This window comes from Geodermatophilus telluris, from assembly GCF_900102745.1.
Classification (GTDB): Bacteria; Actinomycetota; Actinomycetes; order Mycobacteriales; family Geodermatophilaceae; genus Geodermatophilus; species Geodermatophilus telluris.
Genome location: NZ_FMZF01000005.1, coordinates 371,585 through 389,271, shown reverse-complemented (window position 1 = coordinate 389,271; position 17,687 = coordinate 371,585). Strand labels below are relative to the sequence as shown.

19 protein-coding genes are annotated in these 17,687 nt (G+C 76.3%); 15 read left to right on the top strand and 4 right to left on the bottom strand.

Annotated elements, in window-relative coordinates; genetic code table 11:
* Positions 1 to 56 precede the first annotated feature (56 nt).
* The 5 genes from BLQ97_RS17755 to BLQ97_RS23440 all read left to right on the top strand — a co-directional run bounded on the left by BLQ97_RS17755 (position 57) and on the right by BLQ97_RS23440 (position 2,846).
* Positions 57 to 527 (top strand): cupin domain-containing protein, encoded by a 471-nt coding sequence (locus BLQ97_RS17755; protein ID WP_091367318.1) that lies wholly within the window; start codon positions 57 to 59, stop codon positions 525 to 527.
* A 55-nt stretch (positions 528 to 582) separates the two neighbouring features.
* Positions 583 to 768, top strand: a complete 186-nt coding sequence (locus BLQ97_RS17750) for a hypothetical protein (protein ID WP_091367317.1) — start codon at positions 583 to 585, stop codon at positions 766 to 768.
* A 4-nt stretch (positions 769 to 772) separates the two neighbouring features.
* Positions 773 to 1,471, top strand: coding sequence for an NADPH-dependent F420 reductase (gene npdG / locus BLQ97_RS17745; protein ID WP_091367316.1), 699 nt, complete (start codon positions 773 to 775; stop codon positions 1,469 to 1,471).
* A 177-nt stretch (positions 1,472 to 1,648) separates the two neighbouring features.
* The gene (locus BLQ97_RS17740; protein WP_139173729.1) at positions 1,649 to 2,578 is read left to right on the top strand and encodes a type IV toxin-antitoxin system AbiEi family antitoxin domain-containing protein; all 930 of its coding nucleotides are present in this window, start codon (positions 1,649 to 1,651) and stop codon (positions 2,576 to 2,578) included.
* A 100-nt stretch (positions 2,579 to 2,678) separates the two neighbouring features.
* Entirely contained in the window at positions 2,679 to 2,846 is a 168-nt protein-coding gene (locus tag BLQ97_RS23440; RefSeq protein WP_175471798.1) for a hypothetical protein, read from the top strand.
* A gap of 8 nt (positions 2,847 to 2,854) precedes the next feature.
* On the opposite strand, the gene panB is transcribed toward BLQ97_RS23440, so the two are convergent.
* Together panB and BLQ97_RS17730 are read right to left on the bottom strand one after the other, a co-directional pair.
* Entirely contained in the window at positions 2,855 to 3,685 is an 831-nt protein-coding gene (gene panB, locus BLQ97_RS17735) for a 3-methyl-2-oxobutanoate hydroxymethyltransferase (protein ID WP_091367314.1), read from the bottom strand.
* Complete coding sequence (locus tag BLQ97_RS17730; protein WP_245692366.1) at positions 3,682 to 5,514, bottom strand: NAD+ synthase; 1,833 nt, start codon at positions 5,512 to 5,514, stop codon at positions 3,682 to 3,684. The genes panB and BLQ97_RS17730 overlap by 4 nt, the downstream gene beginning before the upstream one ends.
* 56 nt (positions 5,515 to 5,570) lie before the next feature.
* Between BLQ97_RS17730 and BLQ97_RS17725 the strand changes: the two genes are divergently transcribed.
* Positions 5,571 to 5,948 carry a hypothetical protein gene (locus tag BLQ97_RS17725; protein WP_091367312.1) on the top strand — a complete coding sequence of 126 codons (378 nt, stop codon included), beginning with the start codon at positions 5,571 to 5,573 and terminating at the stop codon, positions 5,946 to 5,948.
* On the opposite strand, the gene BLQ97_RS17720 is transcribed toward BLQ97_RS17725, so the two are convergent.
* Positions 5,932 to 6,756 carry a slipin family protein gene (locus BLQ97_RS17720; RefSeq protein ID WP_091367311.1) on the bottom strand — a complete coding sequence of 275 codons (825 nt, stop codon included), beginning with the start codon at positions 6,754 to 6,756 and terminating at the stop codon, positions 5,932 to 5,934. The genes BLQ97_RS17725 and BLQ97_RS17720 overlap by 17 nt on opposite strands.
* A 103-nt stretch (positions 6,757 to 6,859) precedes the next feature.
* Between BLQ97_RS17720 and BLQ97_RS17715 the strand changes: the two genes are divergently transcribed.
* The 9 genes from BLQ97_RS17715 to BLQ97_RS17675 all read left to right on the top strand — a co-directional run bounded on the left by BLQ97_RS17715 (position 6,860) and on the right by BLQ97_RS17675 (position 16,054).
* Positions 6,860 to 7,528 (top strand): helix-turn-helix transcriptional regulator, encoded by a 669-nt coding sequence (locus BLQ97_RS17715; RefSeq protein WP_091367310.1) that lies wholly within the window; start codon positions 6,860 to 6,862, stop codon positions 7,526 to 7,528.
* 80 nt (positions 7,529 to 7,608) lie between these two features.
* Entirely contained in the window at positions 7,609 to 8,034 is a 426-nt protein-coding gene (locus BLQ97_RS17710) for a DoxX family membrane protein (RefSeq protein ID WP_091367309.1), read from the top strand.
* Positions 8,031 to 8,651, top strand: a complete 621-nt coding sequence (gene folE, locus BLQ97_RS17705; protein ID WP_091367308.1) for a GTP cyclohydrolase I — start codon at positions 8,031 to 8,033, stop codon at positions 8,649 to 8,651. Before BLQ97_RS17710 ends, folE begins: the two co-directional genes overlap by 4 nt.
* 14 nt (positions 8,652 to 8,665) lie before the next feature.
* Positions 8,666 to 9,883 carry an NAD(P)/FAD-dependent oxidoreductase gene (locus tag BLQ97_RS17700; RefSeq protein WP_091367307.1) on the top strand — a complete coding sequence of 406 codons (1,218 nt, stop codon included), beginning with the start codon at positions 8,666 to 8,668 and terminating at the stop codon, positions 9,881 to 9,883.
* 101 nt (positions 9,884 to 9,984) lie between these two features.
* Complete coding sequence (glnA, locus tag BLQ97_RS17695) at positions 9,985 to 11,325, top strand: type I glutamate--ammonia ligase (protein ID WP_091367400.1); 1,341 nt, start codon at positions 9,985 to 9,987, stop codon at positions 11,323 to 11,325.
* A gap of 77 nt (positions 11,326 to 11,402) precedes the next feature.
* Positions 11,403 to 12,143, top strand: a complete 741-nt coding sequence (locus BLQ97_RS17690) for a type 1 glutamine amidotransferase (protein WP_091367306.1) — start codon at positions 11,403 to 11,405, stop codon at positions 12,141 to 12,143.
* 1 nt (position 12,144) lies between these two features.
* Positions 12,145 to 15,249: a bifunctional [glutamine synthetase] adenylyltransferase/[glutamine synthetase]-adenylyl-L-tyrosine phosphorylase gene (locus BLQ97_RS17685; RefSeq protein ID WP_091367305.1), complete on the top strand. Its 3,105-nt coding sequence runs from the start codon at positions 12,145 to 12,147 to the stop codon at positions 15,247 to 15,249.
* 78 nt (positions 15,250 to 15,327) lie between these two features.
* The gene (locus BLQ97_RS17680; RefSeq protein ID WP_091367304.1) at positions 15,328 to 15,630 is read left to right on the top strand and encodes a hypothetical protein; all 303 of its coding nucleotides are present in this window, start codon (positions 15,328 to 15,330) and stop codon (positions 15,628 to 15,630) included.
* A 73-nt stretch (positions 15,631 to 15,703) separates the two neighbouring features.
* A complete protein-coding gene (locus tag BLQ97_RS17675; protein ID WP_217637241.1) occupies positions 15,704 to 16,054 on the top strand; it encodes a CDGSH iron-sulfur domain-containing protein in 351 nt (116 codons plus the stop codon).
* 6 nt (positions 16,055 to 16,060) lie between these two features.
* Here the strand turns inward: BLQ97_RS17675 and BLQ97_RS24290 are convergent, their stop codons facing one another.
* On the bottom strand, positions 16,061 to 17,638 hold the full coding sequence (locus tag BLQ97_RS24290) for a methyl-accepting chemotaxis protein (RefSeq protein ID WP_281181442.1): 1,578 nt from the start codon (positions 17,636 to 17,638) through the stop codon (positions 16,061 to 16,063).
* Positions 17,639 to 17,687: the final 49 nt, after the last annotated feature.

Sequence of the window (17,687 nt, the reverse complement as noted above, 5' to 3'; positions counted from 1 at the left end):
TTGGGGACCGGCCCGTTCCCCTCGCCGCGGGGCACCGGCGCTGGCAGGCTGCGTCCGTGTCGCACCCCGAGCCCGGCCTCGTGCAGGTGCGGACGCTGGCCGACCACCCGATGGTCGGGTCCGGCGCCGCCGCGCTGCGGATGGTCGCGACCGGTGCGGTGACCGCGGGCCGGTTCGGGCTGGTCGAGTACCGGCTCGCGCCGCACTCGCCCGGCGCGGCCCCGCACTTCCACCGGACGTTCTCCGAGTCCTTCTACGTCCTCTCGGGCGAGCTCACCCTCCACGCCGACCGGCGCTGGCAGCCCTACGGCCCCGGGGACTTCGCGCTGGCCGCCGAGCACGGCGTGCACGGCTTCCGCAACGACTCCGACGAGCCGGTGTCCTTCCTCATCCTGTTCACCCCCGGCATCGCCCGGGAGCGGTTCTTCGCCGAGACCGCGGAACTGCGGCGCAGCGGCCGCACCCTCTCGGCGGAGGAGCGGGCGGCCTTCTACGCCCGTCACGACCAGGTGATGGTGGAGGAGTGAGCTCCCCCGTCGCGGGGCACGCCCGTCGGGAGGGACGACGTCGAGGAGGGGCGCGATGGCGCAGGGACCGTGGTTCTACTGCCTGAAGCACCACACCGTGGAGGACCGGGACGGCTGCGCCGAGCGGCACCGGCTGGGCCCCTACGAGACCCGCGAGGAGGCCGAGCACGCGCTGCAGGGGGTGGCCGAGCGCAACGAGCAGCTCGACGCCGAGGACCGTGCCTGGCGCGACGGCGACTGAGCGGGTGACCGCGGCAGGGGAGCGGCCGGTCGGCGAGCTCGTCGTCGGGGTGCTCGGCGGCACCGGACCGCAGGGCAGGGGGCTGGCCGTCCGGCTGGCCTCGGTCGGGCAGCGGGTGCTGGTGGGCTCCCGGGACGACGCCCGCGCACGCGAGGTGGCCGCGTCGGTGGCCGGGCGCGCCACCGCGGCGGGCGGGGCGCAGGCCTCCGTGCAGGGCGGGTCGAACGCCGACGTCGCCGGCGCCGCCGACCTGGTGGTGGTGGCGGTGCCCTTCGACGGGCACGCGGCGGTGCTGGCCGGGCTGGCCGGGCCGCTGGCCGGCAAGGTCGTCGTCGACTGCGTGGTGCCGATGGGCTTCGACGAGCTCGGCGCCTACGCCGTCGACGTCGCCGAGGGGTCGGTCGCCCAGCAGGCCGCCGCGCTGCTGCCCGACTCGGCCGTCGTCGGCGCGTTCCACCACGTCTCGGCGGTGCTGCTCGAGGACCTCTCCCGGCCGACCCTCGACGGCGACGTGCTCGTGGTCGGCGACGACCGCGCGGCCACCGACACCGTGCAGGCGCTGGCCGGGCAGCTGCCGGGCATGCGGGGCGTCTACGCCGGGCGGCTGCGCAACGCACGCCAGGTCGAGGCGCTGACGGTCAACCTGGTCTCGGTCAACCGGCGCTACAAGGCGCACGCCGGCATCCGCGTCACCGACGTCTGACCGCTCGAGGGGCGCTGGCGCCGGCTGCTTCTCGGGCTGGTTCCGCGCTGCCCGGGTCCGATGCCGTCCGCCGAGCGCGGAACGGGCCCGGGAAGCGCGCCGTCCACAGCGCGCCGCCCGTCCACGGCGCCTCCCGGGGGCCCGCCCGGGCGTACCGCTCACCCGATGCTCGGCGTCGTGGACCCCCTCCTGCCACCCGACCTCGTCCTGCGCCGGCGTGCGCTGCCCGGCGGCTGGTCGGACGAGGAACTGACCGCCCGCCTGCGTCGGGGCGAGCTGACCCGGTTGCGCCCCGGCGCCTACCTGACCGACCCCGCGACGCTCGACGCCGTCGCGCGGCACCGTCACCTGCTCGTCGCGACGGTCGCCGCGCTCCGGCGGCCTGCCGTGGTGAGCCACCAGTCGGCTGCGGTGCTGTGGGGGCTGCCGCTGTGGGGGGTGCCGCTGGACCGCGTGCACGTCACGCGCCGGCCGCCTGCGTCCAGCGAGGTGAGCCGGTACCTGCGCTGTCACGCCGTCCGGCTGTCCGACGACGAGGTGGCCACTGTCGACGGCGTCGCGGTCACCACGCCGGCCCGGACGCTGCTGGACCTCGCGCGCACGCTGCCCGCCGAGCCGGCGGTCGTCGTGCTGGACGCGGCGGTGCGGCTGGGTCGCGTGGCGCGCGAGGACCTGCTGCACCGGCTCGCCGGCGCGGGAGGCGTCCCGGGAAGTCGGCGCGCCGCCCGGGCCGTCGCGTTCGCCGACGGTCGCAGCGAGAGCGTCGGCGAGAGCCGCAGCCGCGTGCTGCTGCAGCGCCTGGGGCTGCTGCCGTCGTCCCTGCAGCACCCGGTCCGCACCACCGACGGGCTGTTCCTCGGCCGGGCCGACTTCGGCTGGGAGGAGGAACGGGTCCTCGGTGAGTTCGACGGGCGGGTGAAGTACGGGCGGCTGCTGCGCCCCGGGCAGGAGCCGGGCGACGTCGTCTTCGAGGAGAAGCGCCGGGAGGACGCCCTCCGCGACGAGGGGTGGGGCGTGGTCCGCTGGACGTGGTCCGACCTCACCGTGGAGGTGCTCGGACCGCGGGTGCGCCGTGCGCTGGACCGGGGGCGGCGCCGCAGTGGCTGAGCGGAGCTCTGCGGGCTGGTTCCGCGTCTTGCCGCTCCGATCGCGCCCTTGAAGCCCGGAACCAGCCCGCGCAGTGGCCGTGGGGGGCCACGATGGCGGCGTGGTGCTCGCGGGCGCGGTCGCGGTCCTGCACGGCGCCGTCGTGCTGTTCATGCTGACCGGGGCGGTCCACGCGGCCGCCGTCCAGGTGGGCACGTACACCGTGGCGCTCGGCCTCAACGCCGTCGGCTACGGACTGCTGCTCGCCCGGGCCCGCCGGCGCGCCTGAGGGCGGGGCTACTCGAAGGAGTGCTCGGGACCGGGGAAGGTGCCGCTGCGCACCTCGTCGGCGTACTCCCGCGCCGCCCGCAGCAGCTCGCCACGCAGGTCGGCGTACCTCTTCACGAACCGCGGCACCCGACCGCCGGTGAGCCCGGCCATGTCCGGCCACACCAGCACCTGCGCGTCGCAGTCGACACCGGCCCCGATGCCGATGGTCGGGATGGCCAGCTCCTTCGTCACCTGGGCGGCCAGCCCGGCGGGCACCATCTCCAGGACGACGGCGAACGCACCCGCCTCCTGCACCGCGCGCGCGTCGGCCAGCAGCTGCTCGGCACCGGCGCCGCGGCCCTGCACCCGGAACCCGCCGAGGGCGTGCTCGCTCTGCGGCGTGAAGCCGACGTGTGCCATGACCGGGACGCCGTTGTCGGCCAGCAGCCGGATCTGCGGCGCCACCCGGGCCCCGCCCTCGAGCTTGACCGCCTGGGCGCCGCCCTCCTTCATCATCCGGACCGCGGTGCCGAACGCCTGCTCCGGGGAGGCCTCGTAGCTGCCGAAGGGCAGGTCGGCCACGACGAGGGCCCGCGACGTCGAGCGGGTGACCGCCCTCGTCAGCAGCAGCAGGTCCTCCACGGTCACCGGCACCGTGGAGGAGTGGCCGAGGACGACGTTGCCCGCGGAGTCGCCGACCAGCAGCACCGGGATGCCGGCCTCCTCGAAGACCGCGGCGGCGTAGGTGTCGTAGGCGGTGAGCATCGCCCACCGCTCGCCGCGCTCCTTGGCCTGCTGCAGGTGGTGGATGCGCACCCGCGCGGTCGACGTCCCGCCGTACAGCACCGACTCGCTCACGCCTGCGCTCCTTCGCGGACGCTGGGCAGGCTCTCCCGCCAGCGGTTGGTGATCGGCAGGCGCCGGTCGCGGCCGAACGCCTTGAGGCTGATCTTGGTCCCGGGTGCCGACTGGCGGCGCTTGAACTCCGCGACGTCGACCAGCCGCAGCACCCGCGCCACCACCTCCGGGTCGTGGCCGCGCTCGAGCAGCGCGGCCATGCCGAGGTCGCGGTCGACGTAGTCGGCGATGACGGCGTCGAGCTCCTCGTAGGAGGGCAGCGAGTCGCTGTCCTTCTGCCCCGGCGCGAGCTCGGCCGACGGCGGCTTGTCGATGGAGTTCTGCGGGATCGGCTCGGTCTCGCCGCGCTCGCGGGCGTGCGCGTTGCGCCAGCGGGCCAGCTCCCACACCAGCGTCTTGGGCACGTCCTTGATCGGCGCGAACCCGCCCGCGGCGTCGCCGTAGAGCGTGGAGTACCCGACGGCGACCTCGCTCTTGTTGCTGGTGGCCAGCAGCAGGTGCCCGTGCTGGTTGGACAGCCCCATGAGCAGCGTGCCGCGCACCCGCGCCTGCAGGTTCTCCGCCGCCGTCCCCGACAGCTCCACCGAGGTCTCGTAGGCGTCGACCATCGGCGCGATCGGCACGGTGGAGAAGTGCAGGCCCAGCCGGCGCGCGCTGTCCTCGGCGTCGGCGATCGAGTGCTCGCTGGACCACCGCGACGGCAGCGCGACGCCGTGCACCCGGTCGGCGCCCAGCGCGTCCACCGACAGCGCCGCCACCAGCGCCGAGTCGATGCCGCCGGAGAGGCCGAACACGACCGAGGGGAAGCCGTTCTTGTCGATGAAGTCCCGCAGCCCCAGCACCAGCGCGCGCCACACCTCCTCGCAGTCCGGCAGCGGGTCGGCCACGGACCCGGGGCGCGGCTCGAAGGCGGGCACCGGGTCCTCCGAGACGACGGTGCGGACGACGGTCATCGGCCCGACCCGGCCCTCCCGCCGCTCGGGCACGCGCGCCGGGTCGAGGGCGAGGTCGACGCAGAGCAGGTGCTCGACGAACTGCGGGGCCCGGGCGAGCAGCTCGCCGTCGGCGGAGACGGCCAGCGAGTCGCCGTCGAAGACCAGCTCGTCCTGCCCGCCCACCTGGTTGCAGTAGACGACCGGCGCGTTGGCCTCGGCGGCGCGGCGGCGCACCAGCGGCAGCCGCAGGTCGTCCTTGGCCCGCTCGTAGGGGGAGGCGTTGGGGGAGACGACGAGGTCGACGCCGGCCTGCCCGGCCACCCCGCACGGCCCGCCCTCGACCCAGAGGTCCTCGCAGATCGTGAGTGCCACGTCGGCTCCGTGCAGCCGCACCACCGGGAGGTCCGTACCGGGCACGAAGTAGCGCGCCTCGTCGAAGACGCCGTAGTTCGGCAGGTGCCGCTTGGCGTAGCGGGCCACCACCCGTCCGCCGTGCAGCAGCGCGGCGGCGTTGCGGGGCTGGACCCGGCGCGGGTTGGCGTCGCCGGGCCGTTCCTCGTCGAGGGTCTCCTCGTCGCTCGGCGGCCGGTCGATCGCCGCCGGGCCGTGGGTGTGCGCCAGGTACCCGACGACGACGGCGAGCTCCCCGAGGCCCTCGTCGGCCAGCGTCGCGGCGAGGTCGGTGAGCGCTTCCTCGCTGGCGTGCGCGAAGGACTCCCGCAGCACGAGGTCCTCGGCCGGGTAGCCGGTGAGCGTCATCTCGGGGAAGACGACGAGGTGCGCGCCGTCGCCGGCGGCCCTGCGCGCCCACTCGACCACCAGCGCGGCGTTGCCCGCCAGGTCGCCGACGCGGGTGTCGACCTGGGCCATCGCGACTCTCAGCTGCACCGTCACGGGACCATCCAACAACCGGCTCCCGGGACCGGCCAGACCGGCATAGCCTGACCGGCGTGGCCGAGTGGCTCACCGTCGAGGTGCTCGACGGGGAGGAGCCGGCGTCGGGCTGGCGCCGGGCGTGGGAGGACGGCCTCGTCGAGGCCGCCGTGACCCAGGGCGCGCGCTACTGGGAGTGGCACGACACCCGCTGGGGCGTCGTGCTCGAGGTCGTGTTCGACGACGACGAGCGGCTCGAGCGCTTCCGTGCGCTGCCCGCCGTCCGGGCCGCGCTGGACGCGGTGCCCGACCCCGTCGCCGGCCTGCTGGTCTACCGGGGACGGGGCGGCGGTGCGGGCGTGCTCGTCCCGCGCCGGCCGCGCCCCCTGCCCGCCGCCGGCGCCGCGGCGCTGCCGGAGCCCGGACCGGAGCCGTTCCTCAGGCTGGGCGCCTGACCTCGGCGGCCGTCGACGGGCGCGGGGCCGGGACGGGTGCCGGCGCGGGCGGGGGTGTCGCGCTCTCCAGGAAGCGCAGCAGCTCCACGGGGAAGGGCAGCACGACCGTGGAGTTCTTCTCCGCCGCCACCTCGACCATGGTCTGCAGCAGGCGCAGTTGCAGCGCGGCCGGCTGGGCGGCCATCACCTCGGCGGCCTGGGCGAGCTTCTCCGAGGCCTGCAGCTCGCCCTCGGCGGTGATCACGCGCGACCGGCGCTCCCGCTCGGCCTCCGCCTGCCGGGACATCGACCGCTTCATCGACTCGGGCAGCGCGACGTCCTTGATGTCGACCCGGTCGATGTGCACCCCCCAGTCGACGGCGGGGGAGTCGAGCATCAGCTCCAGTCCCTGGTTGAGCCGCTCCCGGTTGGAGAGCAGGTCGTCGAGGTCGCTCTTGCCGATGATCGACCGCAGCGACGCCTGCGCCACCTGCGCGATCGCCGCCTGGTAGTTCTGCACGTCGACGACCACGCGCACCGGGTCGTACACCCGGTAGTAGACGACCGCGTCGACCCTGACCGTCACGTTGTCGCGGGTGATGCCCTCCTGCGCGGGGACCGGCATGGTCACCACCTGCAGGTTCACCTTGCGCAGGCGGTCCGCGCCCGGCGCGATGAGCGCGAGCCCCGGCGGCCGCGGGTCCCCGTGCAGCCGCCCGAAGCGGAGCACGACGCCGCGCTCGAACTGGGTGACGACCCGGACCGAGGTGCCCGCCAGGACCAGCAGGGCCACGACCACGACCGTCAGGACCACGAGGACCGCGTCCATGTCGCCCTCCGTCGGACGCACCGGTGAGGCGGTCCCCAGCGTAGGCCCGCGCCCGCTCGCGCGGCACTCTTCGACCAACGCCGGTTGCTCCTAGAGTGGCGGGGTGGACCCCCGCGCGGACCAGGTCGCCGCCGTCGCCGCCCTGGCCGAGCCCACCCGGCGCCGGCTCTACGACCACGTCGTCCGCCAGCCGGGGCCGGTCGGCCGTGACGAGGTGGCCGCCGCCTGTGGCGTCCCCCGCGCGACGGTGGCCTTCCACCTCGACCGGCTGGTGGGCGACGGCCTGCTCGACGTGCACTTCGAGCGGCGGACCGGGCGCAGCGGACCGGGGGCCGGGCGGCCCGCGAAGCTCTACCGGCGGGCGGCGGAGCCGGTCGCCGTCTCGCTGCCGGAGCGGCACTACGACCTGGCCGGCGACCTGCTCGCGGGCGCCGTGACCGACGCCGAGGGGTCGGGCGAGCGGCCGGCGGCCGCGCTCGGCCGCCGCGCCCACGCGCGCGGGCTCGAGCTCGCGGCCGCCGACGGGGCGCGGGGCGGGGAGGCAGTGCTGCGGGTGCTCGAGGCGCACGGCTACGAGCCGCGGGCCGGTGCGGACGGCGTGACGCTGGTCAACTGCCCCTTCCACCGGCTCGCCCGGCAGCACACCGAGCTGGTCTGCGGGATGAACCTGCGGCTGGTCGAGGGCGTGCTCGACGGCGCCGGGGCCGACCGGCTCGAGGCCCGGCTGCGGCCCCTCGACGGGGTCTGCTGCGTGCACCTCGTCCCCGTCTGACGCGCCGCGGCGGCAGCCGTTGACGGACCGGTGACCCAGGTCTCTAATACCAAGCATCATTGGTGATAGAGGAGGTCGTCATGGCCGTCCACCTGAGCCGCCCGCACGGCGTGGCGGCGGATCCCGCCCGCTCGGCGTTCCGGCTGCTGCGCACCACGTACGCGGTCGCGCCCGTCGTCTTCGGGCTGGACAAGTTCGCGAACCTGCTCACCGACTGGCCCCGCTACCTGGCCGGCTGGATCGACGCGATCGTCCCCGGGACGGCGCAGCAGGCGATGTACGCCGTCGGCGTGGTCGAGGTCCTGGCCGGCGTCCTCGTCGCCGTCGCGCCCCGGGTCGGTGCCTGGGTCGTCACCGCCTGGCTGGCGGGCATCGTCGTCGACCTGGTCACCGGCCCGGGGTACTACGACGTCGCCCTGCGCGACCTCGGCCTGCTGGCCGGCGCAGCGGCGCTCGGGCTGCTCTCGGCGCGGTACGCGCGCGGCGCGGCGGAGGTGCGGGCGTGACCGGCGGGCCGGCGGCGCGCGAGGAGCACGCCGGGCACCTCCGGGTCGTGCGGGACGACGCCGGCGTCGACCTCCCGGCCGCGGAGCGGGCCGTCGCCGCGCTGCTGCGGGCCCTCGGTCGCGACCCGGCCGCCCCGCACCTGGCCGACACGCCCCGCCGGGTCGCCGAGGCCTACGCCGAGTTCCTCACCGGCCGGCCGTTCGCGCTCACCACCTTCCCCAACGACGGGGGCTACGACGAGATGGTCGTGGCCACGGGCATCCCGGTCACCTCCCTGTGCGAGCACCACCTGCTGCCCTTCACCGGCGTCGCGGCGATCGGCTACGTGCCCGGCGAGCGCATCCTCGGCCTGTCCAAGCTCGCCCGCGTGCTCGACCACCTCGCCCGCGACCTGCAGGTGCAGGAGCGGCTCACCCGGCAGGTGGCCGACTGGCTGCGCGACCACCTCGCGCCCCGCGGCGTGGGGGTGGTCATCGCCGCGGAGCACCAGTGCGTGTCGCTGCGCGGCATCCGCGCCGCGGGCTCGCGGACGGTCACCTCCGCGCTGCACGGGCTGCTGCGCGAGGACCCGCGCTCCCGCCAGGAGTTCCTCGCCCTGACCGGCACGGCCGCCTGAGGGGAGCCGGACCCGTGACCGCACCGTTCGTCGTCGTCGGCGGGGGGCTCGCCGGCGCGAAGGCCACCGAGACCCTGCGCGCCGAGGGGTTCGACGGGCCGGTCGTGCTCGTCGCGGCCGAACCCGAGGTCCCCTACGAGCGCCCGCCCCTGTCCAAGGGCCGCCTGCTCGGCACCACCGCCCGCGAGGAGGTCCGCGTCCTCGACCCGGGCTGGTACGCGGCGCACGACGTCGACCTGCGGCTCGGGGTGCGGGCCACCGCGCTCGACCCCGGTCGGCACCGGCTGGTCCTGGACGGCGGGGAGGTGCTCGACTACGCGCGGCTGCTGCTGGCCACCGGGTCCGCCGCCCGGCGGCTGCCCGTGCCCGGTGCCGGCCTCGACGGGGTGCGGTACCTGCGCACGCTGGCCGACTCCGACGCCCTGGCCGCCGACCTCGACGGCGGGGGACGGCGGGTGGTCGTCGTCGGGGCCGGGTGGATCGGCCTGGAGGTCGCGGCCGCCGCGCGCACCCGTGGCAACGAGGTGACCGTCCTCGAGCCGCTGCCCACACCGCTGCACCGCGTGCTGGGCCCGGAGATGGGCGAGGTCTTCGCCCGGCTGCACCGCGAACACGGGGTCGACCTGCGGACCGGGACCGGTGTGCGCGGGTTCGCGGGCGACGGCGCGGTGCGGTCGGTGCTCACCGACGGCGGGGAAGTCCCCGCGGACCTCGTGGTCGTGGGTGTCGGCGCCGTCCCGGAGACCGGCCTGGCGGCGGCGGCCGGGCTCGACGTCGACGGCGGGGTGCTCACCGACGCGGCGCTGCGGACCTCCGCCCCGGACGTGTTCGCCGCCGGGGACGTCGCGGCCGCCCACCACCCGCTGTACGGCCGGCACGTGCGCGTCGAGCACTGGGCCACCGCGCTGCACCAGGGCCCGGCCGCGGCCCGGTCGATGCTCGGCCGGGACGTCGTCCACGACCGGCTGCCCTACTTCTTCACCGACCAGTACGACCTCGGGATGGAGTACTCGGGGCTGGGCTCACCGGGGGCGCGGGTGGTCTGCCGCGGCGACGTCGGAGCCCGGGAGTTCGTCGCGTTCTGGGTGTGTGGGGGCCGCGTCGAGGCCGGGATGAACGTCGGGGTCTGGGACGTCACCGACGCGATCCAGCAACTGGTCCGCTCCGGCCGGCGGGTCGACGTCGACCGGCTGGCCGACCCCGCGGTGCCGCTGGCGGACGTCGCGGCCTGAACCCGGGCGCGACGGCGGGCCCCCGTGTGCCCGGCGGCCGGACCGGGCAGGCTGGGCCCGACGTCACACCCCGGAAACGAGCGGACCCGATCATGGCCAGCATGGACCGACAGCAGGAGTTCGTCCTGCGCACCCTCGAGGAACGCGACATCCGCTTCGTGCGGCTGTGGTTCACCGACGTCTCGGGCTACCTCAAGGCCGTCGCCGTCGCCCCCGCCGAGATCGAGGCGGCCTTCGCCGAGGGCATCGGCTTCGACGGCTCGGCGATCGAGGGCTTCGCGCGCGTCTACGAGTCCGACATGCTGGCCAAGCCCGACCCGGGCACCTTCCAGGTGATGCCGGCGACCAAGGGTGGCGCCAGCGACACCGCGCGGATGTTCTGCGACATCACGCTGCCCGACGGGTCGCCGTCCTGGGCCGACCCGCGGCACGTGCTGCGCCGGGCGCTGTCCAAGGCCGCCGACATGGGCTTCACCTTCTACACCCACCCCGAGGTCGAGTTCTTCCTGCTCGAGGACCTGCCCACCGACGGCAGCGCCCCGAGGCCGGCCGACAACGGCGGCTACTTCGACCTGTCCACGCACAACGTGGCGCACGACTTCCGCCGCGAGGCGGTCTTCGCCCTCGAGGCGATGGGCATCTCGGTGGAGTTCAGCCACCACGAGGTCGCGCCCGGCCAGCAGGAGATCGACCTGCGCTACGCCGACGCCCTGTCGATGGCCGACAACGTGATGACGCTGCGGCACGTCGTCCGCGAGGTCGCGCTGGCCCAGGGCGTGCACGCGACGTTCATGCCCAAGCCGTTCACCGAGCTGGCGGGCTCGGCCATGCACACGCACGTCTCGCTGTTCGAGGGCGACCGCAACGCCTTCCACGACCCGGCCGACCCCATCCGGCTCTCGGCCACCGGGCGGCAGTTCATCGCCGGCCTGCTCACCCACGCGCGCGAGTTCACCGCCGTCACCAACCAGACGGTCAACTCCTACCGGCGGCTGCTGGCCGGCACCGAGGCGCCGACCGCGGCCACCTGGGGGCGGGCCAACCGCTCGGCGCTGGTGCGGCTGCCCTCGTACAAGCCGAACAAGGGCCAGTCCGCGCGGGTCGAGGTGCGCTCGCCGGACTCCGCCTGCAACCCCTACCTCACCTTCGCGGTGATCCTGGCCGCGGGGCTGCGGGGCATCGAGAAGGGCTACGAGCTCCCGCCGGAGGCCGAGGACGACGTGTGGTCGCTCACCGACACCGAGCGCCGGGCCGCCGGCTACGAGGACCTCCCGGTGTCGCTGGGGGAGGCGCTGACCGCCATGCAGGGCAGCGAGCTGGTGGCCGAGACGCTCGGCGAGCACGTGTTCGAGTTCTTCCTCCGCAACAAGTGGGAGGAGTTCAACTCCTACCGGCAGAACGTCACGCCGTTCGAGCTCAAGCGCTACCTCCCCGGCCTGTGACAGGACCCCCTCGCCCCCCACGACGCGCTGCGCACGCCGCGGGGCCCCGCGAGGGGGCCGTTCCCTAAGCTCACCCCGTGCCGGACACCGCCGCCCGCCTGCTCGTCGTCGTCCCCAGTGACACCGCCCCGACCGCCCGGCTGGGGGAGTGGTTGCGCGACGCCGGTCTCGAGCTCGACGAGCGGCGCCTCGACGCCGGCGACCCCCTGCCCGCCGACCTCTCCGGCCACGACGGGTTGCTGGTGATGGGCGGTCCGCAGTCCAGCGTGGACGACGACGCCACCAGCGGGCTGGGCCCGGTCCGCGACCTGCTCGCCCGCGCGCTGGCCGACCGGGTGCCCGCCCTGGGGATCTGCCTCGGCGCCCAGCTGCTCGCCCAGGCCGGCGGCGGCCGGGTGCGGGTGGGCGCCGACGGGCCCGAGGTCGGCGCCACCCTCGTGGCCAAGCGGGACGCCGCCGAGCACGACCCGCTGTTCGGCCCGGTGCCGCTGAGCCCCGACGTCGTCCAGTGGCACCACGACGAGATCAGCGAGCTGCCGGCCGGCGCCACCCTCCTGGCGGGCAGCCCGCGCTACGCCCACCAGGCCTTCCGGGTCGGGCGGGCCTGCTACGGACTGCAGTTCCACGTCGAGACCACCCCGGAGATCGTGCGCGAGTGGGCCGACGGCGACCCGGTGGGCGTCGCCTCGACCGGCCTCGACGCGCCGACCGTGGCCGAGCGCGCGGCCGTCGTGCACCCCGACCTGGAGGAGGTGTGGGCGCCGTTCGCCGCGCGCTTCGCCGACCTGGTCCGTGCGGTGAGCTCGTCGAGGGTCTGAGGTGTCGGCCACCCGGGAGGTCCCCTGGCGGGCGCGGGTGCGGCTGGCGCGCTTCGGCTTCCTCGACGCCGAGCGGGCCGCGCTGCAGCTGTCCGACCCGGCCCTGGGCCTCTGGGACCTCGACCGCAACGAGCCCGCCGACCCCGAGGCCGGCCCGGTCGTCTCCGCGCTGGCCCGCGCCGGCGACCCCGACCTCGCCGTCCGCTCGCTGACCCGGCTGGTCGAGGCGCTCGACGCCGCCGACGCCACCGGCAGCTCCGCCGCGGCGCTGCTGGCCCGGCTGCGCGGCTCGGCGCTGCTGCGCGGCCGGCTGCTGGCGGTGCTCGGCGCGAGCGCCGGGCTGGCCGACCACCTGGCCGCGCACCCCGGCGACTGGACGGTCCTCGACGCCGACGGCCACGGGCAGGGGCGCGGCCCGGTGCGGCCCACCGCGCAGGCGCTGGAGCGGCAGATGCTGATGGCCGTCGGCGCCGACCCCGACGACCCGCCGTGGGGCGTGCGGCTCGGGCGGCCCGCGCCCGACGCCACCCCGCAGCGGGTGGCCGCGCTGCGGCTGGCCTACCGCCGCGCCGTGCTGTCCCTGGCCGGCCGCGACCTCGGCGAGGGCCTGTCGGCCGAGGACGTCGCCGCCGAGCTCGCCGACGCCGCGGCCGCCGTGCTGTCCGCCGCGCTGGCGATCGCCGTCGCCGAGCAGCCCGCGAGCGCCGCGCCGTGCCGGCTGGCGGTCATCGGCCTGGGCAAGTGCGGCGGCCGCGAGCTCAACTACGTGAGCGACGTCGACGTCGTCTTCGTGGCCGAGCCGGTCGACCCGAGCGATCCCGAGGCGCCGGCGGTGCAGAGCGCCACCCGGGTCGCCGCCGCGCTCATGCGGATCGCCCACGAGGCGGCCTGGGAGGTCGACGCGGCGCTGCGGCCGGAGGGGAAGGCCGGCGCGCTGGTGCGCACGCTGGCCAACCACGCCGCCTACTACCGGCAGTGGGCCAGCACCTGGGAGTTCCAGGCGCTGCTGAAGATGCGCCCGGTGGCCGGCGACCCCGACCTGGGCCGCGGCTACGTCGAGGAGCTCTTCCCGCTGGTCTGGCAGGCCGGCGAGCGGCCGGGCTTCGTCGGCGAGGTGCAGGCCATGCGCCGCCGGGTGGAGGAGAACATCCCGCCCGCGCAGGCCGAGCGCGAGCTCAAGCTCGGCCGCGGCGGCCTGCGCGACGTCGAGTTCGCCGTCCAGCTGCTGCAGCTGGTGCACGGCCGCGTCGACGTCCGGCTGCGGGTCGGCGGCACGCTGCCCGCGCTGACGGCGCTGGTCGACGGCGGCTACGTCGGCCGCGACGACGGCGCCACGCTCATCGCCTCCTACCGCTTCCTGCGCACCGTGGAGCACCGGCTGCAGCTGCTGCGGCTGCGGCGCACCCACCTGCTGCCCACCGACGAGCAGCAGCTGCGCTGGCTGGCCCGCTCGCTCGGCTACAAGCCCGACCACCGCGGCGACGCCGTCGACGTGCTGCGCGCCGAGCTCGCGCTGCACACCCGCGAGGTGCGCCGGCTGCACGAGAAGCTCTTCTACCGGCCGCTGCTGTCGGCCGTGGCCAAGGTGCCGGCCGAGGCCGCGCAGCTCGGCTCCGCCGCCGCGGGCGACTGGCTGCGGGCGCTGGGCTTCGCCGACCCGCCGGGCGCGCTGCGGCACATGGCGGCGCTGTCGGGCGGGGTGTCGCGCTCGGCGTCGATGCAGAGGTACCTGCTGCCGGTGGTGCTGCAGACCCTGGCCGACTGCGCCGACCCCGACGCGGGCCTGCTCGCCTACCGGCAGGTGAGCGAGGCCCTCGGCGGCAACCAGTGGTACCTGCGGCTGCTGCGCGACGAGGGCCAGGTGGCCGAGCGGCTGGCCCGGCTGCTGGGCTCGAGCCAGTACGTGGCCGCGCTGCTCACCCGCACGCCCGACGCGCTGCGCACCCTCGCCGACGACGCCGAGCTCGAGCCCCGCGGCGCCGGGGCGCTGGCCGGTGCCTGGCGGGCCGCCGCCCGGCGCGCGCCCGACCCGCAGGCCGGCATCCGGGTGGTGCGCTCGCTGCGCCGCACCGAGCTGCTGCGGATCGCCGCCGCCGACCTGCTCGGCCGCCTCGACGTCGTCCGGGTCGGGCAGGCGCTCACCGACGTCGCCGTGGCCACCCTGCAGGCCGGGCTCGACGTCGCCGTCCGGGCGTGGGCGCGCGAGACGGGCACCGCCGAGGACGACGTGCCGGTGGACCTCGCCGTGATCGGCATGGGCCGGCTCGGGGGCGGGGAGATGGGCTACGGCTCGGACGCCGACGTGCTGTTCGTGCACCGCCCGAGGCCGGGCGCGGAGGAGGCGCGGGCCACCCAGGCGGCCAACGCGATCGCGCACACGCTGCGGCGGCTGCTGGGCGAGCCCGCGCCCGACCCGGCCTTCGAGGTCGACGCCGACCTGCGCCCCGAGGGCCGGCAGGGCGCGCTGGTGCGCAGCCTGGACGCCTTCCGCGAGTACTACCAGCGCTGGGTGTCGGTGTGGGAGGTGCAGGCGCTGCTGCGCGCCACGCCGGTGGCCGGCGACGCGGAGCTGGGCGCGGCCTTCGTCGCGCTGGTCGACCCGCTGCGCCACCCCGCCGAGGGGCTGACCGACGCGCAGGTGGCCGAGATCCGGCGGATCAAGGCCCGCGTCGAGCGCGAGCGGCTGCCCCGCGGCGCCGACCCGGCCACCCACACCAAGCTCGGCCGCGGCGGGCTGGCCGACGTCGAGTGGACCGTCCAGCTGCTGCAGCTGCAGCACGCCGCCGCCGTCCCCGACCTGCGGCTGGCCTCGACGGTGCAGACGCTGGAGCGGCTGGCCGCCCACGGGCTGCTCGCGGCCGACCAGGCCGAGGCGCTGCGGGAGGCGTGGGAGCTGGCCAGCCGGGCCCGCAACGCCGTCTTCCTGGTCCGCGGCCGGCCCAGCGACCAGCTGCCCCGGCCCGGCCTGGAGCTGGCCGGCGTGGCCCGGGCCAGCGGGTACGGCCCCGACACCGACCCCGGCCAGTTCCTCGACGAGTACCGGCGCACCACCCGGCACGCCCGCACGGTGGTCGAGCAGGTCTTCTACGGGCAGCCCCCGGCCTGAGCGCGCGCAGGTGGGTGGAACCCGGCGGCGTCGAGGAGGACGATCGGGGGAGGCCCGAGTGACCGGGAGGAGAGCGCGATGTCGGATCCCGTCCACCGCCCACCGGAGCACAGCGGGGGTGCGGACTCCCCGTACGCCGACATGTCCGCGGCCGAGAAGCTGGCCTGCGAGTGGGAGGCCCGTCACGACGTGGCCGCCCGCGGCAGACGGGTCGACCCGGCGGCGGCGCTGGCGCACTACCTGAGCCACAACCGCTGCGCGGAGCTCCACCACGAGCACCCGCACCCGCCGGCGGCGGCCCGGCGGCGGGCGGCCGCCGAGGGGTTCGCCGCGGAGCACCCGCTGACGGCGTCGTGGGTGCGCTGGGGCGAGCCGGACTGACCGTCGCGCCCCACCCACACCCCCGGGCCGGCCGGCGGGTGTGCCGGTGGCGCGCGCGGGGCACGCTGGGGGAGTGAGCTCCGCGCTGCCCGCCGACGACGACCTGAACGACGACCTGCCCGTCGACCCGACCACCGGCCAGCCCGCCGACCAGCCCGCCGACGCCGTGGGCGCCACCATCACGCCCTACCGCGACGGGCCGCTCATCGTGCGCGGCGACTTCCGGCTGGTCGACCAGGACGGCGCCGAGATCGACCCCGGCCGCCGGACCGTGGCGCTGTGCCGCTGCGGCAAGTCGGGCATCAAGCCATTCTGCGACGGCACCCACAAGCGCTCGGGCTTCTCGGCGCCGAGCGCGCCCAGCCGGCCGCGCCCGGCCGCCGCCATCCGCAGCGCGTCCCGGGAGGGCGGCCGGCCGGCCTGAGCCCTGCTACTGCGCCTGGATGGACTGCGCCATCCGCACCTGCTCCTCGAGCACGTCGGTGATCCGGGCCTGCACGGCGTCGAGCCGGCCGATCACCTCGCTGGTCGCGTGGATGCCCGCGGTGACCTGCTCGCTGCTGGCCTGGATGCCGGCGATCTGGTCCGACACCCGCTGGGTCGCCGTCGCGGTCTCGCGGGCGAGGTCCTTGACCTCGCTGGCGACGACGGCGAAGCCGCGGCCGGCCTCCCCGGCGCGCGCGGCCTCGATCGTGGCGTTCAGCGCCAGCAGGTTGGTCTGGTCGGCGATGCCGGAGATGATCCGGATGACCTCGCCGATCGACGTCGACGCCTCGGTGAGCGCGGCCACCTCGGAGGTCATCGAGGAGGCCTGCGCGACCGCGGAGTCGGCCACCTCGCCGGCCGCGACCGCGGCGCCGCGCAGCCGCTCGACGCTGTCGAGGAGCTCGCGGGAGCGCTCGGCGTCGGCCGCGGCCCGGCGCAGCGCGTCCAACCGCTGGGAGACCAGGTGCTGCACGTTGCGCAGCGCCGAGGCCCGCGAGTCCGACAGCTCGATGGTCTCGGTGACGAAGAAGTCCATCGTGCCGATGACCTGACCGCCGGCGGTGATCGGGAAGCACACGCCCGAGCGCACCCCGGCCCGCTGGGCGGCGGGGGCGCGGACGCAGTCGGTGACCTCGGCCAGGTCGGGGACGAAGACCAGGTCGCGCTGCCGCCAGGCCCTGCCCGACAGGCCCACGCCCTCGGCGAAGCTGGCGGCCAGGGTGACCTTGCGGAACTCCTCGCCCGCCGAGCCGGACTCGGTGCGGAAGCGCAGCACCTGCTCGGCCTCGTCCAGCCCCCAGAACGAGCCGTAGGCCCAGCCGAACGCCGAGCGCACCGTCTCCAGCGCCGCGCGCAGCACCGACGCCTCGTCGGCGGCCTCCCCGAGGCGGGTGACCACGGCGGTCACCGCGGCCCGGTCGTGCACGGTCTCCCGCTGCGCCGCCGTGGCGAGCGCGGCCGCGCGCATCGAGGCGAAGAGCCGGTGGATCGACTCCCACTTCTCGGTGCGCGAGCCGAAGAAGGGCAGCTGGTGCGGGGTGAGGTACTCGACGACGGCGGTGACCCGCCCGTCGTCGACGGCGGGGATGAAGCAGCCCTCGCGGGCGCCGGCGGCCCACGCGGCGGCCCAGCGCGGCTCGGCCCCGCGGGCGGCGGGGGCGCTGTCGAGGTGCACCGCGCGGCGCTCGCGCACGGCCTTCCCGCCGGTGGCGTCGGGCAGCCGGCCGTCGGACGGCCGCGCCCCGGCCATCGCCGCGGCGAGGGGGCCGGTCTCGTGGGCCAGGGTGAACACGCCGCCGGGGCCGGGGACCCAGACGGCGCCGTAGGCCAGCCCGCACGCCTCGGTGAGCGTGCGCACCACCGCGACGTGGGCGTCCAGCGGCGTGCGCACCCCGTCGTCGAGGGCGGCGACGACGGCCTCCAGCGTCTCGATGTCCCGCGGCATCGGCGGCAGGGCCGGGCCGCCGGCCGGGGTCTCTTCGGTGCGCCGCCACATGTGGGTCTCCGCGTGCTCGGGGACCACGGGGTCCTCCGCGGTCCTGCGCGGACAGGATCGGCAGCGCACGACCGAC

Coding starts and splice junctions, on each gene's coding strand:
- BLQ97_RS17680 (WP_091367304.1), top strand. CDS start 15,328: ATGTCGGATCCCGTCCACCGCCCACCGGAGCACAGCGGGGGTGCGGAC.
- BLQ97_RS17710 (WP_091367309.1), top strand. CDS start 7,609: ATGGCCGTCCACCTGAGCCGCCCGCACGGCGTGGCGGCGGATCCCGCC.
- glnA (WP_091367400.1), top strand. CDS start 9,985: ATGGACCGACAGCAGGAGTTCGTCCTGCGCACCCTCGAGGAACGCGAC.
- BLQ97_RS17720 (WP_091367311.1), bottom strand. CDS start 6,756: ATGGACGCGGTCCTCGTGGTCCTGACGGTCGTGGTCGTGGCCCTGCTG.
- BLQ97_RS17750 (WP_091367317.1), top strand. CDS start 583: ATGGCGCAGGGACCGTGGTTCTACTGCCTGAAGCACCACACCGTGGAG.